This window comes from Rickettsia endosymbiont of Seladonia tumulorum (genome assembly GCF_964030815.1).
Classification (GTDB): Bacteria; Pseudomonadota; Alphaproteobacteria; order Rickettsiales; family Rickettsiaceae; genus Rickettsia.
This window is the reverse complement of sequence record NZ_OZ034963.1, coordinates 137,711-156,133: the sequence shown is the minus strand read 5'-3', so window position 1 is coordinate 156,133 and position 18,423 is coordinate 137,711. Positions and strand designations below refer to the sequence as shown.

Sequence of the window (18,423 nt, the reverse complement as noted above, 5' to 3'; positions counted from 1 at the left end):
CATTCCCGCTTAGGCTTTTTTAAATCATAAAAATAATACATGTCCTTTTATAGAGTTTAAGTATAACATTTTTCCGCAAGGTGTAAATTTTCTTGTTTAATTTACTTCAAAATAGTATGTTATAGTAAATTTTTATCAATAACTAATGCTATACTACGTAAACAAATTTCTTTCAAATAGTAAAGTACAAGCTGTTATTTTAGGAATAATCGGTCTTGCTACTATTCTTGTGCTTATATCATATAAGCTTGATGACCCGTCTTTTAATTCGGCAACAACTGGATATACTAATAATTTATTAGGGATTTTTGGTTCTTATTTATCTGATTTTTTATATCAATTTTTTGGGGTAGCAGCTTTTATAATACCGCTTTCTTGTTTTATTTGGGGGAAGAATTGCTGGCAACAGAAATATCGCAAATCCTTTATCCGTATATCGGTAATGCTACTTGCTCTTTTCAGCACCGCAGCTTTACTATCTAATTTTGATTTAGAATTCGTACCCTCTAATGGTGGTGGAGCAGCCGGTATAATTATTTTTCATTTTCTTAAACAATTCACAAATCAGCTTCATTTATTATTAGTATTTTTTACATTTATTATATTTGTTGTTTTATTTGAAATTAAATTTACTTCTTTAAGCAGCTTTATCATTAAATTAGGTAAATTCTTAGCATATAAAATACAAACTTTTTTCTATAATCTATTTTCACAATTAACTTTGCCAAAATTATTTTCCGGTAAAGCAAATAATAAAATAAAGATTACCCCTTCTTATACAAAACCGGTAAGCGAAAAAATAAGATTTACAGAAGAGCCAAAGCATATTATGGCTAAACCAGCACCTGTAAATCCAATAAAATTCTTTAATAAACCTGCTGCTCCTAAAATATCTCAAAATGACGCAGCAGCACTGCCGCCAATTTCGCTACTACGTAACCCTGAAAATCATCATATAAAAGGTGCTTCATCGTCAGAATTAAAGCAAAAAGCCGAAGAATTGCTAACTGTGCTAAATGATTTTGGTGTGAAAGGACAAATAATTAATATAAGCCAAGGTCCGGTAGTAACTTTATATGAGTTTGAACCGGCAGCAGGCACTAAAACCTCAAGAGTAGTAGGGTTATCTGATGATATAGCCCGCTCGCTCTCAGCCCTATCAACAAGGATTGCAGTAGTACCTGGTAAAAATGTGCTTGGTATTGAGCTACCTAATAAGCAGCGAGAATTCTTTTGCTTAAAAGAGCTTATAGAAACACCAGAATACCAAGATACATCTACTTTATTGCCTTTAGTCTTAGGTAAAGATTTAGCGGGCAAACCGCTTATTGCAGACCTTGCCAAAATGCCGCACTTACTTGTTGCAGGGACAACCGGTTCAGGTAAATCGGTGGGAATTAACGCTATGATCGTTTCGCTGTTATATCGCTATACCCCTGAAGAGTGCCGCTTTATCATGATTGACCCGAAAATGCTTGAGCTATCAGCTTATGACGGAATACCGCATTTATTAACGCCCGTGGTAACTGAACCGGCTAAAGCAGTGGTGGCACTGAAATGGGCAGTTAAAGAAATGGAAAACCGCTATAGAATGATGAGCAATATCGGTGTTAAGAATATTGCCGGCTATAATACTAAGATTCAGGAAGCAGTTAAAGAGGGAAGAATAATTGAGAAGTCAATTCAAACAGGCTTTGATCCTGAAACCGGCAGACCCATCTATGAAACCGTGGCAATGAATATGGAAAAGCTGCCGTTCATAGTGGTGATTGTTGATGAGATGGCTGATTTAATGCTGGTTGCCGGTAAAGATATCGAGATGTTGATACAGCGTTTAGCTCAAATGGCAAGAGCTGCCGGCATCCATATTATTATGGCAACCCAAAGACCATCTGTTGACGTTATTACTGGTGTGATCAAGGCTAACTTCCCAAGCCGTATCAGCTTTAAGGTTACCTCTAAAATCGACAGCCGTACAATCTTAGGCGAACAGGGTTCAGAGCAGTTACTTGGTATGGGTGACATGCTATTTATGGGTAATACCTCTAAAATTACTAGGGTACATGGACCTTTTGTTAACGAATCTGAGATCGAGCAAATTACGGAATATTTAAAAGAAACAGGCACACCAGAATATATATCTGCTGTAACAGAGCAGCCTGATGAAGATGATACTAGTATTGATATCGGTGATGGTACATCAGACGAAGTACTTTATAAAAAAGCTGTGCAGATAGTACGTGATGAACGTAAATCTTCTATTAGCTATATTCAAAGATCGCTTAGAATCGGTTATAACAAAGCTGCCAATTTAGTTGAGAAAATGGAAAAAGAAGGAATAGTCTCCGTACCAAATCATACGGGTAAAAGAGAGATATTATTACCGGAGAGGTAGAGTTTGGAATGTGTCTCCTATGCGGGAAGGCATTGCCTGTATGGATCATTCTTCCCCCTGTCATCCCGTGATTTATAAACTAGAGCCAGTTAAAAATACTAATGAAATTAGTATTTTTTATTATTTTCTGGATGCCGTGGTCAAGCCACGGCATGACACCGAAAGTACTTTTCGATCCACGCAACAATGCCACGCGGGAATGACATATAAAAATTATAGAATCAACAATTTAAAACAAAATCAATGAAATTACTAACTGCTAAGACTTACTTAATATTTCAAACAATCACTAGAATAGCTTTGTGCATATATGCATTGTTCTATAAACAAGTTTCGCTTATAGAATTGCCATTACTGTTCATTTTCGGATTAGTTAACGATCTTATTTCTACAGTTTATTTCTTGCCTATAATGTTAGTGTTAATATTGCTAGGCAATTTAGCATTATCAAGATTTAGGCTAGTCTACACGCCGCTTTGTTACTTATTTTACTGCGGTTTTATTGCCTCACTAATCTTTATTACAGCAGCTGAACTTACTTTTTGGGATGAGTTTGGTACTCGCTTTAATTTTATTGCCGTTGATTATCTAGTATATACTCATGAAATTATCGGCACAGTTAAAGAATCTATGCCCTATATAGAGATCATTAGCGGAATTCTGATAGTTAGTGCTATTACTACCTATATCTTACGAAAAGCTGTTATTGATGCAGCATATAATATAAATAGAAAATGTTGTTTAGCTACAGCAATTATTCTAGCTGCAATTAGTTTTATTGCATTTAAATTTTATAGCCCTGAAAAGCTAAATTTCCACTCTAATAAATATGCAGAAGAGCTTGCTAAAAACGGTCCTTATGAGATTTTCTCGGCTTATCTTAATAACAGCTTAAACTATAATAGCTTTTATCCCACTATAGATGATAAGCAGGCTTTAAGCATAGTACGTGATAGCTTACAAAATAATAGTGATAAATTTGTAGATAATGAATCTATCGAGCGTATTATTATCTCTAAAAATTCGAATAAGCAAAAATATAATGTAATCTTTATTACAGTAGAAAGCTTAAGTGCCAAATTCATGCAAAGCTTTGGTAATAGCGATAATATTACGCCTTACTTGGATGAATTAACAAATAAAGCTATGTTCTTCACTAATATTTATGCTACTGGTACAAGGACAGTGCGGGGACTTGAAGCTATAACTTTATCAATTCCTCCAACTCCAGGCTCGTCAATAGTGCGTAGACCTGATAACCAGAATTTATTTAATATCGGCACTGTGTTTAGAAATCAAGGATATAATACTAACTTTATATTTGGTGGTTATAGCTATTTTGATAATTTACGTAATTATTTCGGCGGTAATCACTATAATATAATAGACCGAGGTAACTTAACAGCTTCAGAGATAAGCTTTGCAAATGTATGGGGAGTAGCAGACGAGGATATTCTAAACAAGGCAATAGAGCAAGCTGATATAGATTATAAAAATGGTAAGTCATTTTTCTCGTTAATTATGACTACCTCAAACCACCGACCTTATACTTTCCCTGAGAATAGGATTGATCTACCATCAGGTGGTGGACGTAATGCAGCAGTTAAATATACCGATTATGCGATAAATAAGTTCTTAGAAACTGCTAAAACTAAAGAATGGTTTAACGATACTATCTTTGTTATTACTGCCGATCATTGTGCTTCAAGTGCCGGTAAAACGGAGCTACCTGTAGAGAAGTATCATATACCACTAATTATCTATGCACCACAAATATTAAAGCCGAAAAAAATAGATAATCTAGCAAGTCAAATAGATATAGCCCCAACAATTTTCGGCTTGCTAGGCTTTGAATATAAAAGCAAATTATGGGGACAGGATATAATAAATAATCCAGCAAATAGAGCTTTTATAAGCACTTATCAGTTACTAGGCTTTTTAAAAGATGATAAGCTAGTAATTTTAAGCCCTAAACTACACCCAAAAACCTATATATTATTAGGAGAAGAAAAAGAAGAAATCCCGAGTTCTATTAGCCTTACCGAGGAAGCAATTAGCTTTTACCAAACCGCATACGATTTTTACGTACAAGGTAAATTAGTTGAATAAAAGATAGTGGTATTAAGTTATAATTATTTTTAAGAAAATTTAAGTCCGATTATAGATACTATTAAGGTAGTAACAAAAAATAAGCATAATATAGATACCGGTTCATTGAAAACAAGTATACCTAATATAACTGTACCTGCCGCACCTATGCCTGTCCATACAGCATATGCAGTACCCATTGGGATCTTACCCAAGGTTTTAGCAAGACAGGTAAAGCTTAAAGCTCCAAAAAAAATAAAGGCAACTGTAGGTTTTAGTTTTGTCAAACCATCTGAATATCTTAATGAAATAACAAATGCTATTTCAAATAATCCTGCTAGAATAAGAAGTAACCAATACATAAGATAATTCTATAAAAAAATTAATATATACAATAATGCTACCCACAAGAGGTTTTACTAATTAAATCATAACTTGTCTTAATATTACTAAAACCATACTAAAAAATAAATAAAATATTGAAAATTTTAATATTTTTTACTGTCTTCTATGATATTTAAGCTTAAGCACACAAGATTATATTGAGAAGATTTTTATTCTACTTATCAACATCATTTAGCCTTAGTACAATAACGTTTTTCATTGACATTATCATTAATATATTTTAATAATTACGCCCGAAATATATTAATTAATGAAAATAACTATGACTACAGCCTACTACAGACACAAATATTGCCCAGATACTAGCTATTTAAGACCAAAGCATATGCCTATTTCAAAAACTCCTATAAGAAAGTTTTTTGAATCTTTAATACCCCCCAAAATTATAGATTCTGAAAAATGGACAGATTTGCATTTAGCAGTAGGATATAAAAATATAGAGTTAGTACAGAGTGTATGTAACAAGCAAAATATTAATATTAAAGATGCCAAAGGTAGAACTGCTTTAGAACTAGCAATACTTGGCGGTAATTTAGATGTGGTACATTTTCTAGTTCAAAATGGCGGACAAATTGCTCCTAACATGCATGGTTGGTCTGCTATTCATTTAGCCATCAAAGTTGGTAATTTAGATACAGTAAAATATTTATATGAGAATACTAAATTTAATAAGTTTGATAAATATGGTTTAACCTTACAAGATTGGGCAGAAAAAATTGGTAATGAGCAGATACAAAGATTTTTCTTTGATATAAATCATAATAACAAAACGCCATTAGAGCTTGCTGTAGAATCTAAAAATATCTCATCAATTAAGACATTAATTAGCAAAGAAGCTAAATTTGACATTAAAAGTGAGCTTGGATATCAAATTTTCAATCTCGCTATTGATTCTAAAAGTGTAAGCCTTATTGAGTACTTAACTAATAAATTCTTAAACTTAAACTCTAAACAAACACTACTAGAGAAAATAGTTCAAATCCACGATAAGAAGATAAATATTACAAAGTTAGCTAAAACTTTAATTGAGAAGTCAGATTGTACTAAAATTGATAATACAATTGGGCAGAAGCTTTTAATTAAAGCCACCTATGCTAATGATCTAGATTTAGTAAAAGCATTACACGATAAAGGAGTTAAGCTTGGGACTAAAGACTTGCTTGGACGCACCTCTTTACATCATGCAATTAAAGCGGGAGCGGGGAAAGATTTAATAGAGTTCTTAATTGATAATGCTGATATTGATATTAATGCTTGTGATAAATCAGGCTCTACTCTTATGCATTGGGCTGTAAATAGTCACCATATACCTGCTATAAAATTACTACAAACCAAAAAAGCTGATTATTTTACACCCGATTATTTAGGACAAACTCCTTTAAAGCTAGCCGAATATTATGGACATGATGATGTAATAGAGTTGCTTGCAGAAAATAGTTCAGCAGGATATTACGTTTAGAATAAGTAAAGGATAAGATCTGAAAAATCTTATCCTTTATCTATTTGAGGTTAGTTTTTTAGAAGTTTAGTTTAAGTCTTAAAGTACCACTTTGTGCATGGTATTTTTTAGCAAAGTTAAGACCATAATGTACTCCATACTCCATATTACCTTTCTTAACTACTACACCTGCTCCTAGATCATATAACATTTTAGTAGCCTTAGGTGTTTGTACTGGTAATGGCTTGTTAATACCATTAAGCTCTGCAACGATTGCTGGTGTTTTACCACTAAAGTCGTAATTAATAAACGCATGGGCTTGTGGTCTAATTATGAAATCATCCTTATAGAATGTCGTCTTAATTTCAGCACCAAGTATACCCTCAACCTTATTATATTGACGCTTCTTAATAGTTAAGTTTTGGAAAGTAGTCCCCTGCTCTTGATATCCGGAATCTTTAATTCTAGTGAATCTTAGACCTGCCATTGGTGCAAGAGAACTATCTTTCCATAAGTAGTTATAACCTCCTACTACTTGAGCACTATAAGAAGTTGAGTTGTATTTACCATACGCATTCTCAGTACCATCTACAGTACCACGTAACTCATTAGTCTTAATTCTACTACGTGAATAGGTGGTTATACCCTCTATAAATAGATTATCTGCAAAATTGTATAATCCGTATACAGAACCCATATTAGTTTCGACTTTTGTAACATTACCAGATTTTGAATCTTTATAACGTAATTTCGTATCGATTCTAGTATAAGCAGCACCAAGGACTATATTATCATTTATAACAGTATCAACACCGACTGATCCACCCTCAGATTTAGCTGTATAACCACTAAATCCGTCGCTTAGAGCTTTCTTGTACTGCTTTTCCGTAATATGGACTTATCCATACACCGTAAACATTACCGGTATTATAATCATCACAATCACCACCTCCGACTGCTGCACCACGTTTACGTGAATCAGCTTCTTCCGAATCAGGGCTAGTGCCGTCTGCGTTTTTAACAGCTTCCATTCTCTTATTGATTTCTTGATTACCAATGCTCGCATTATCTTTAGCAGCATTAAAGCCATCATTAGCATTAGAACGACTTATTCCACTATTTGAACTTCCGCCATTACCACTACCACCTGCACCTACTTGGTTATCTCTGCTGCTACCGATAGCAGATATATCCGAAGCAGAACCATTATTATTTGAAGGTTGGTAAGTGCTTCCGCTTGCATTGTTAGCAGGAACAACACCAACTGCACCATTTGTTGCTGAACCATTATAGCTTGAACCAGTAGATGATTTGTAGCCGTTCGGACTGCTGCCAGTGCTACTTACTCCACCATTTGAACCAGCTGATGAGTTATAGTTGTAGTTGCCTGAGCTATTGCCTGTGTTACCACCATACGCATTATTACCTGTAGCACCTATATTACCACCAGATGCAGGGTTATAGTTGCTTGAGCTGTTACCTGTATTGCCACCTGTCCCTACTGATGGGTTATAGTTACTTGGGCTGTTACCTGTATTTCCTCCAGTTCCTACTGATGGATTGTAATTACTTGGGCTGTTACCTGTATTGCCACCTGTCCCTACTGATGGGTTATAGTTACTTGGACTGTTGCCGGTATTTCCTCCACTTCCTACTGATGGGTTGTAATTACTTGGGCTGTTACCTGTATTTCCTCCACTTCCTACTGATGGATTGTAGTTGCTTGGGCTATTACCCGCACTTCCTCCAGTCCCAACTGATGGGTTATAGTTACTTGGACTGTTGCCGGTACTTCCTCCAGTTCCTACTGATGGGTTATAATTGCTTGGGCTATTACCTGTATTTCCTCCAGTCCCAACGGATGGATTGTAATTGCTTGGGCTGTTGCCTGTATTTCCTCCAGTTCCTACTGATGGGTTGTAATTGCTTGGACTATTGCCTGTGTTACCACCTGTTCCCACTGATGGGTTGTAGTTGCTTGGACTATTACCGGTATTTCCTCCAGTTCCTACTGATGGGTTGTAGTTGCTTGGACTATTACCGGTATTACCACCTGTCCCTACTGATGGGTTATAGTTACTTGGGCTATTACCTGTATTTCCTCCAGTCCCAACGGATGGGTTGTAGTTGCTTGGACTATTACCAGTATTTCCACCTGTTCCTACTGATGGGTTATAGTTGCTTGGGCTATTACCTGTATTGCCACCTGTTCCAACGGATGGATTGTAGTTGCTTGGACTATTACCAGTATTGCCACCTGTTCCAACGGATGGAGTGTATGGGTTATTTCCTGTACTTCCACCTGTCCCTATTGATGGAGTGCTTCCACCAGTACCTGGACCGCTAGGCACTACGCTGTTACTTGGATTGCTTGGAGTATATACGCCACCGATCACAGAGCCGCCTGTAACTGGACTGTTAGGAGTATTACCACCGCTACCTATTGATGGTGTATTACCGCCTGTTCTAATTGACGGAGTGTTGCCACCTGATACAATTGATGGCGTATTTCCGCCTGTCCCTATTGATGGAGTGCTTTCACCAGTACCCGGACCGCTAGGCACTACGCTATTACTTGGATTGCTTGGAGTATATACACCACCGATCACAGAGCCGCCTGTAACTGGACTGTTAGGAGTATTACCACCGCTACCTATTGATGGTGTATTACCGCCTGTTCTAATTGACGGAGTGTTGCCACCTGATACAATTGATGGCGTATTTCCACCTGAGCCGATTGATGGAGTGCTTCCACCAGTACCCGGACCGCTAGGCACTACGCTATTGCTTGGGTTGCTTGGAGTATATACGCCACCGATCACAGAGCCGCCTGTAACTGGTCCGTTAGGAGTATTGCCACCACTACCTATTGATGGTGTATTCCCACCATTAACAATTACTGGGTTGTTACCAGTTACAACAACATTATTACCTGGGAATTTGGATCAACTGGAGTAAATACGCCACCTGTTACGCTACCTGTGCCTGGAGTTGCAGGAGTAAAGCCATTAGTGATTGGGTTTATAATATCTATATCAGGTATAATTATATTTGGATTGCTGTGAATTATTCTATGTATTGCAATTGAAGGTCTTGAAATTGTAGGTATTATATCTGCTGTTGCTGTATAAAGTATGAATGAATCATCATTTATAACCCATCTGACAAAGTTCTTTTCATTAGCTATAACATTGAAAGGTAATTTTGCTGCAGCACCTGGTATTATACTACCACCTTTTGAGCTGACTAAAGGATAAGCACTTCCGAGCCTTATACCATTCGGGTTATTCTGAGCAGTTAGAATAACTTGAATTGAGTCTACTTTTGATAAATCAAGTACAGCACCATTTGCTAAAACTATATTACCACTATTAGTATTTGCTGTTTTCCCTGCATTAGTCGTATCATATAAGACATTAAACATCAGATTACCGGTAGGAGTAGCAGTCCCATCATATACAACTGTATTATTACCAAGATCAAAGGTAACGTTACTTCCTGTTATATTACCTTGTGCCGGAATAGTTGCATTATCACCAACAAACACCATAGTTGTTTGATCAGCAACTATATTATTTGCTCCTACACCTGCACTTATCAATGCGTTTTTCTGCGGTGCAAAAGTAATAGTGTTAACATTTGTTACAGGTTTTTGTAGCCATACGTCATCTTCGAATGTTAGATTACCATTATTAATCGGTGCTTGTACTAATGCAGCATTAGTAAACTTGGCAGAGGTAGTATTATCAGTACCTTGGAAATCACTAGAAGAAACTACAGTTTGATAATTAAATTGTGGTGTTGATCTTGGAACTGTAACCCCGCCAACTGTTGATGAAGGCACACTTGTGCTTCTGCTATTATAACCGCTGAAAATTGCCGATTTACCTGAATCTATAGTAACATTTTCAGAATAGGTATCCCCTTTAACTGTACCCTCAACACTACTAAATTGTACAGTTTTAAGACTGTTAGTGCTATCCCCTAAATCATCAGTAAAGCCGTTATCGGCATCAAACAATACAGTACCCATATTATTTGTATTAGTTGTAACACCAGAATAGAAATCTTCACTATGAATATTTATTTTACCACCTGTTAATAATCGAACAGATTTTAAGCTGTTAACAGGATCACCAAATGGGGCAGTACCGGTTGTTAAGTCACCAGATATAGCAATTGTGTGTAAATCATCAGCATTAGGAGTAGTAAAATTAACAACTGATATATTTATAGTATCATTTGTTAAGGTTACGTCACCACCACTAATATATATAGGTATTGGACCAGTTGGACCTATAGGATCATTATTTATCACAGGATCGGAATCTTTAAAATATGCCCCTCCTCCTGTAATTATTGGAGCAGGTGCTATAAAGGCTCGTGCAGTAATAGGGGCTTGAGCTATTCCGCCTGGAAAATTAATATTGCTTGTATTAAAAACGACACTTGCATTATTGAAGTCAACATATAATGTATTACCGTTCATAATACTATCAGGTACACTATTTGGTATGCCAAGATTTAATGTTCCTCCTAAAACTAAAATATCTCCAACCGGCGTATTACTACCAACATTACCAAGGATACTACCACCATTATTGAAAGTTAAGTTAACGGCTGAACCACCTGTCTCATTAATATTTGTGTTTATAGTAGGGTTTTCTTGCGTAAGTACTATTGTACCAGTACCAGTCCCTTGGATTTCACCAATTGACATATCACCGCCGGAATTAACTGTAACAGTACTATTATCAGCACCAGCTTTTAACATTGCAATGTTCGTAATCGTGTTTGTTGAAACTCCGTTACTATCTACTGTGTCTATAGTACCGTTTTGCGTGCCGGTGCTTGCTATATTACCGCTAATAAGAGCCGGTAAATTATTTACTGTATCAGAAGCAAGTACTACATTTGCAGCATTACCTTGAAAATCTATATCACCATTAATTTGAACGCCAGCAAGAGTAGCTGGACCAGTAAAGAACACATCCGAATTCACTTCCGCTATAGCAAGTTTTGAAACAGACACCTCTATAGCCGGAGTACTAATAGCTGTTACTTCTATTGTTCCATCCCCAGTGAATTTTATTTTACTCATAGGAAGAGCTAATGTTCCGATTGAGTAACCATTACTAGTACCATCTATTACTAATGTAGATCCGGCATTTTTAGCATTTATTTCAACTATAGCAGTGTTAGGATTAGGAGGTGTTATATCACCTGTTAATTGTATAGTACTAGTAATACCAGTTGCTGCACTAGTCATTAATTTTAAAACTGATGAGTCATTTTTAAATGCTAAACCGGGTGCAGCAAATGGGAAATTACCATTTACTGCGTCAAGTGCATAGACACCAGGACCGCTAGTATCACCAATAAAAATTTGTGGAATTAAAGCAGAAGTAATATTTGGAGTTGCATATGCAAATATCCCGCCAGCTGCAATAGTAAGATTTTTTGCATTACTTACATCGAGTTTATTAGTAGAAGTTCCTATAACTCCGACATTACCAGTAACATATATTTGCTCTAAAGGTGCAGCACTTGTTCCAAGCGTTTGAGTACCACCAGAGCTTTGGATTTCAAGTATAGTACCGTTTTGGCTATCTAAAACAACAATACCGCCACCACCTGCTATACCGGGGAAGCTATTATTAAAAGTAACTTGTTGATTAATACTAGTAGTTAAACCAAGTGTAGAAGCAGGATCATTAAAGGTAACAGTGCTGCTAGGTGACTGTAGTAAAGTTAATAACCCTTTTGTTACGTCTACAGTCAGTGTGTTAGGTGCATTTTTTTGACCGATAGCGATTGTTTGAATTGTTCCGATTGATGGTTCAATAGCTGTTAAGTTAGTAAAAACGTTTAATGTTCCGTTCCCACCATTTTTAATTACGCTACTAAGCTCGTAGCCGTTTGGATCTGTTCCTGAGAATTGTAAAATACCGCCATTAGGGTTAGGACCAAAATCAATATTACCAGTAGGGTCAGTGTTAAGAGATCCTTTAAAATCGGCTGTTCCTCCATTACCAAATAATACTGATGCAACTGAAACATTTTTTTGGAACTCTGCTGTTGTACCACCTATTCCGTTAACTTGTATTTGATTAATATTATTTACAGTTCCTGTAATTGTTCCGCTTCCTGCTATAGCTAAAAGACCAACATTTGTTCCTTGGCTACTCATAACAGTTGCTAAACTACCACCTGCCTTAAGAACTACTGCACCTGCTTGACCTGCAAAATTAGTTGTTCCAGCAATATTAGTTACTGTTAAATTAGTAGGTCCAGCATAATTAACGCCAACTCCAACTGTTCCAAGTTGTAATACCGCTACACTTGTAGTAATAGGTGTAGTTATGGTTGGGTCATTATTATTGAACCAGCTCCACTAAAGTCTATTGATTGTACTGTATTACCTCCAGCGATACCGACATTAAAAGCACCAGCAACAGTTAAGGTTGCACCAGCATTAACTGAGCTTATTTTAATTATACCAGTATTTGCTGTCCCAGGATCAATATCACCACCTAGAGTAATCGTGCTACTACCATTAGTTCCAATACTGGTTTGTAATTGTAATACAGAATTTTGATTACCAAAAGTTACGCCAGGTGTGATGTTAAAATTACCATTTACTGCATCAAGTACATAAGTACCAGCACCTGTAGCTCCAGCAGCTCCTATAGTTATTGTTGGAATACTAGCTGAAGTAACGCTTTGATCAACAAATGTTGTACCTGCTCCAATAGTTAGAGCAGCTGCACCGTTTGTAAAGCTTAATTGATTAGCTCCTACAAGATTTATAGCTTTTAACTGATTAGTCGCCCCTACAGTTTCATTACCTGTTGCACCTTGTAACGTTAAATCGCCATTAGTTGCATCAAAGTCTAAAATACCGCCACCTGTTCCTGTAGTACCATCTAAATTACCTCCAAAAGTTATAGCTTGTGCTTGTCCTGGTAGTATGTTTAATGTTGAACCCCGTTGAAACTAATAGATCCACCTGCAGCAAGTAAACTTAATGCTGGTTGGTTAACTACTATATTAAGAGCATTCGGTGTGCCTAGCTGACCTATGTTAATTGTTTTTATCTCTCCAATAGATGCGTCAGTAGATGTTAAATTAGTATAAACATTTAATGTTCCAGTCTGACCATTTGTAACTGCACTATTAAATGAATAGCCGTCTGGATCTGTTCCTGAGAACTGTAAAATACCACCATTAGTACCGAAATTAAGACTACCAGTAAGCGATCCTTTTAAATCAGCTGTTCCCCCGTTAGTAAAGCTAAGAGAGGTTACTGATATATCATAGCCAAAAGTTACTTTTTGATTTGTTGCCCCCTCTATAACTATTGTCGAGATATTATTTATAGCACCTGTAACAGTGGCATTAGCTGTAAATCCTACATTACCTGCAGTAGTTGTTGTACTACTTGTAACGCTTGTTAAGCTACCATTATCAGCAACAGTAACTGTACTATTATTACCCGCAAAATCGATTGGTCCACCAACAGTAGTAGTATCAAGAGCTCCTCCTGCAGCTGTAAACGTGACACTACTACCAACATTACCGGCAACATGTCCTGCACCTAAAGATAAAGTACCGCCAGTATTACCAGTCATTTGTCCTGTAGTTACAGTTGTATTACCAGTTACATCACCTGTAAGCTCACCAGCATTTACAGCTGCATTACCACCAACACTACCATTAATTTGTCCATCACCTGTAATAGTTGCATTTTGGCTTACACCACCCGTTATTGTTCCATCATTAACAGAAGCATTTCCATCAATATTAGAATTAAATTCACCGTCACCTGCAACTACATCACCGGTAACTCCGTTACCATCATTAACGACTGTTCCACCTTGAGCGATAGTAAAAGTTCCGGCACTAGAAGCATTAGTCAAAGTAACTAGACCAGGTCCATTAAAATTAACTGCTCCTGCGTTCTGAATAGAATTAATTGTTCCAGCTCCTGCAAAATTAACAGTACCTGCCGGAGTCCCAACTATACTACTTGTAATAATTCCTAAATTACCTCCATCATTAACATTTAATTTACCCTCATTTCCTGCAAAATCGGTTTGACCGCCAATAGTTGTAGTATTAATAGTTCCTGCACCCGTATATGTAGCAGTACCTCCTATATTACCGATAATTTGCCCATTTACACCTACGCTTGCATTACCGCCAGTATTACCTGTAAGCTGACCAGAGTTTACAGTTGCATTACCATCAACATTACCAGTAATTTGTCCAGTAGCGGTAATAGTAGCATCCTTGCTTATACTACCAGTTATTGAACCGGTATTAACAGAAGCATTTCCGTTAATAGTAGCAAACACTGCTCCATCTCCAGCAGCAACGATACCGGTAGTAGGAGTAGTAAGATTAGCAGGGGCATCAGCTGTATTAATTTGTACTCCTGAGGCTGTAACAGTAAAATTACCAGCATCGGAAGGCGAAGTTAAGGTAACTAGACCTGCACCCTGAAAATTAACTGCCGTAACATTAGTAATGGCAGTACTTGTTCCTGCTCCTACAAAATTAACAGTACCTGCAGGAGTCCCAGCTATACTACTTGTGACAATGCCAACTATTCCATTATTATTAATATTTACTATACCTGTTTGACCTTTAAAATCAGTTGTTCCAATAACATTATTTACTGTGAGATTAGTTGCAGCAGCAAAATTAATACTAGTATTGACATTTCCGAGTATTAATTGACCATCTAAAAGTGTAGTAATAGGATTTGCAGTATTAATAGTTGGATTTACAGTAATATTACCTGTCCCTTTAAATTCCATAGTGTTTAAAAGATTGCCAGAGCCTGCTATACCTAAATTATTTGCGTTTGTTATTGTTAAAGTGCCACCAGTTGAATTTAATGAAATTGCACCACCGCCTGAGATACCTGGATCTAAATCCCCATTTAAATTGGCTGTTACATCACCATTACTTTGAATAGTTAATAGAGAATTGGTATTACCAAATTTCAGACCGTCTGAAGCAAGGTTAAAATTTTCTGTTGGAGTAAGTATATAGCCTGAAGCACCACTACTGTCACCAATAATTATAGAAGCAATATTTGACGAGGTAACACCCTGATCTGTAAGATTACTATTCCCGGCGATAGTAAGAGATGTAAAGCCACCAATATTAATTAGACTTGCTCCACCTGAAGCTGTAACATTTCCTATAACATTTAAATTATTAAATTTTTTAGTAGCCCCTATAGTTTTATCATTGGTAGTTCCTTGAATAGTTAAAGGTTGAGTACCATTTAAGACCATGTTACTAGTACCATCAGTAAAACCATCTATACTATCACCAAAGGCTACAGTTTGTTGAGTAGGAGCATCAAAAGTTAGACTAGAATTAGCTTGAGCAAAAGTAAGTTTACTACCATTTGCCAAAAGAGTAAGATTTGGTTGATTAATTGCGTAAGTCAGTGCTCCAGGAAGCGTTGTTGATCCTATTTGAGTAACTCCAATGTCAGCAATACTAGGGTCAGTTACTGTAAGATTAGTAGCTACTGTTATTCCACCAGCTGATTGGCTAATAACAGGGCTTGAAAAAACATAAGATCCTCCTGTCCCATCAAATATAAGTGTTCCTTTTTGGTTATTAAAATTTACTCCTGATATAGCAGTTAATGTTCCGCCTACATCAGCCATACCATCACTAGTAAAATTAAAATTTTCAACAGTCACATCTCCCTGAAGATCAACTAGTGTATTATTATCACCTTGAATATTTAACGCATAAATAGGATTACTTCCTGTAACATTTCCCCCTACGCTACCGGTAACTGTATTATCTCCAGCGAAATTCAAGTTCTGAGTTCCTCCTGCTACGGAATTAATTATATTACCCGTTATATTAACTTCGGAATCTATTATTGCTGTTGCACCCGTTCCATTAAAATCCATATTAGAGGTTATAGCTGCTTGGAACTCTGAAATACTAGAACTACCAAATTTTATTACCCCTCCTGCTCCGGTATCAATCGGTGTTTGCCATTTAAGCTGTGTAGTACCGGCAGGCACGTCTGAAGGGTTTTGATTAATTCCAATAGTTTGAGCAAAAATAGTACCGGTAATAGTTGTTATATTCTTACCATCAGTAATAAAAGTATTTAGTCTTTGCTTATTGCTAAGTCCGATATTTACAGCAATAGTTGTTTCTGAGGTAGAAACGTGAAAGGCTGCTGCCCCATAGCTGTCTGTTATTGTTCCACTGTTATCAGTGATAGGTGCTATAGGTTTACCGGATACAAATGCATAGCTTTGACTGCTTTCATTACTAAAATCAACTGAAGAAGTTTGACCTCGAAATATAAAAGTTTGCCCGGCTGGATATACGTTAACATCACCAGTTAAGCCGTTAATATATTTATATCCTGTTCCTATTGTTGCTGTTAAAGCTGGAGCAATATCAATTGTCCCCATACTAGTCCAAGTTTTGTCTTTTACCTGTATAGTAGTACCAGCCCCGATTATTGTAGTAGCATCCGCAGCATTAGCAATAATAGTAGGTGTAGTGCCGGTAGCAAAATCCATTAAGCCAGAAGTTTTGGCATTCATCTCAATTATTCCATTACCGTTTTGGAAATCTATACTTGCGATATCACTTTGATTAGTTGCAGTACCAGCAAAAGGATTTGAGTTCCCAGAAGCATCTTTTGCATCTGGATCAGCGGGATACCCTACACCTGTCAGGGTAACGTGTACTCCTGGCGTTATAACCATACTTAATGCGTTTGGGTTACCATTTGAGCTTTGAATAGCATCAATTGTTGTATTTGGATTTGTAAAGGTCATAACAGTACCTGAAGCACTTAGATATGTTCCGTTAACCGTGGGCGTGTTAACATTGATGTTGGACTGTATTGGAACTGTAAGCATTTGACCAGGGAGAAGTGGTGCTCCTGCATCAAGTCCCGCCCCGCTGTTTAAATCTGCAGTACTTCCTGTCACATCACGATTTATTAACGTTGATGTACCGAAAGCACTTTCTGCTGTGAGCATTGTTGCAGCCATAGAGGTACTGACTAGTGCCTTTTTTACGAAATCCTTTATGTTATTTTTTTGACTTGACATAACGTCTCCTAAAGTTTGCTTAATCTTTAAATTAAAATTTGAGATCTGTATTTTCTCAGCAAATATTGTTCTGTATTGCGTGAAGATTGGTAAATACTTCGTGCAAAAGATAATATAAAAATGTTAATGTTTTTGTTATGTTTAACCTTAGAAATGGTTAATAATAAAATTAATATTTTTACTCTGTATTTTAATTAATATTAATAATAAAAAAGGAATAGCAGAAATAATTAATAATTGTTAAAACAATAAAATTTTCCTAGTGCATAAATTTGTTCTATAAAAAACACACTACTTTTAATTGAAAATTATTAATTATATGTAACAAATACATAAATAAAGCTAGAATTTAAAAGGAAGTTATAGAATCAATTAACAACTTATAATTGTTTTTCTTTTATTAAAGAAAATTAAATTTTGTAGATTTTTTGTAATAACTTCATAAAACCTAAATAAAATTTAATTTTTTCGCTTAAATATAATTAATTTTAACCATAGTTAAAATTTTATTAACATGAGTTAATCTATACTTAGTAAGATGTCGAGTGGATAAGGTAGTAATTACTGTTTTTATTGTTAAATAAGCTAATATTTACATATTTTTAAATAAACAAATTGATTTGTTGCGAATAATGGAGTATATAATATAAGAAATTAACTCTCGGGGCGTAGCGCAGCCTGGTAGCGCATCTGGTTTGGGACCAGAGGGTCGGGAGTTCGAATCTCTCCGCCCCGACCATTTATAAATATAAATTAATGTCAAAAGACGATCTCATTCAGTTTACGGGTACAGTAATTGAGCTTGCACCTAACGCTACTTTTAGAGTGAAGTTGGAAAATGGTCATGTAATTATTGCTCACACCGCTGGTAGAATGCGTAAAAATCGTATTAGAATATTATTGGGTGATAAAGTTACAGTAGAAATGACTCCTTACGATTTAACTAAGGGACGTGTAATTCTTCGTCACCAATCTTAAGC

The 18,423-nt window shown here is 36.2% G+C and carries 9 protein-coding genes, 1 tRNA gene and 1 pseudogene; 6 read left to right on the top strand and 5 right to left on the bottom strand.

Translation table 11 applies throughout. From position 1 onward, the window contains the following. The first annotated feature begins 145 nt into the window (after window positions 1–145). Entirely contained in the window at window positions 146–2,395 is a 2,250-nt protein-coding gene (locus AAHF54_RS00745) for a DNA translocase FtsK (protein WP_342170049.1), read from the top strand. Between the two features lie 243 nt (window positions 2,396–2,638). After that, window positions 2,639–4,504 (top strand): LTA synthase family protein, encoded by a 1,866-nt coding sequence (locus tag AAHF54_RS00740; RefSeq protein ID WP_341794774.1) that lies wholly within the window; start codon window positions 2,639–2,641, stop codon window positions 4,502–4,504. 29 nt (window positions 4,505–4,533) lie between these two features. Here AAHF54_RS00740 and AAHF54_RS00735 read toward each other — a convergent pair whose 3' ends face one another. Then, window positions 4,534–4,845, bottom strand: coding sequence for a multidrug efflux SMR transporter (locus AAHF54_RS00735; protein ID WP_341788725.1), 312 nt, complete (start codon window positions 4,843–4,845; stop codon window positions 4,534–4,536). Between the two features lie 293 nt (window positions 4,846–5,138). Here AAHF54_RS00735 and AAHF54_RS00730 point away from each other — a divergent pair. Continuing rightward, window positions 5,139–5,681 (top strand): annotated as a pseudogene (locus AAHF54_RS00730) (ankyrin repeat domain-containing protein); the annotation flags it as partial. A 93-nt stretch (window positions 5,682–5,774) separates the two neighbouring features. Continuing rightward, window positions 5,775–6,347, top strand: a complete 573-nt coding sequence (locus AAHF54_RS00725; RefSeq protein WP_341789254.1) for an ankyrin repeat domain-containing protein — start codon at window positions 5,775–5,777, stop codon at window positions 6,345–6,347. A 58-nt stretch (window positions 6,348–6,405) separates the two neighbouring features. Here the strand turns inward: AAHF54_RS00725 and AAHF54_RS00720 are convergent, their stop codons facing one another. From AAHF54_RS00720 to AAHF54_RS00705, 4 genes are all read right to left on the bottom strand, one after another. Further along, on the bottom strand, window positions 6,406–7,218 hold the full coding sequence (locus AAHF54_RS00720; protein WP_342170247.1) for an autotransporter outer membrane beta-barrel domain-containing protein: 813 nt from the start codon (window positions 7,216–7,218) through the stop codon (window positions 6,406–6,408). After that, window positions 7,175–9,148 (bottom strand): hypothetical protein, encoded by a 1,974-nt coding sequence (locus tag AAHF54_RS00715; RefSeq protein ID WP_342170047.1) that lies wholly within the window; start codon window positions 9,146–9,148, stop codon window positions 7,175–7,177. Before AAHF54_RS00715 ends, AAHF54_RS00720 begins: the two co-directional genes overlap by 44 nt. 92 nt (window positions 9,149–9,240) lie before the next feature. Then, a complete protein-coding gene (locus AAHF54_RS00710; protein ID WP_342170046.1) occupies window positions 9,241–12,516 on the bottom strand; it encodes a hypothetical protein in 3,276 nt (1,091 codons plus the stop codon). A 784-nt stretch (window positions 12,517–13,300) separates the two neighbouring features. After that, window positions 13,301–17,443 carry a hypothetical protein gene (locus tag AAHF54_RS00705; RefSeq protein WP_342170045.1) on the bottom strand — a complete coding sequence of 1,381 codons (4,143 nt, stop codon included), beginning with the start codon at window positions 17,441–17,443 and terminating at the stop codon, window positions 13,301–13,303. Between the two features lie 662 nt (window positions 17,444–18,105). Between AAHF54_RS00705 and AAHF54_RS00700 the strand changes: the two genes are divergently transcribed. Continuing rightward, window positions 18,106–18,182, top strand: a tRNA-Pro gene (locus tag AAHF54_RS00700). 17 nt (window positions 18,183–18,199) lie between these two features. Beyond that, complete coding sequence (gene infA / locus AAHF54_RS00695; protein ID WP_011476840.1) at window positions 18,200–18,421, top strand: translation initiation factor IF-1; 222 nt, start codon at window positions 18,200–18,202, stop codon at window positions 18,419–18,421. The last annotated feature ends 2 nt before the right edge of the window (window positions 18,422–18,423 follow it).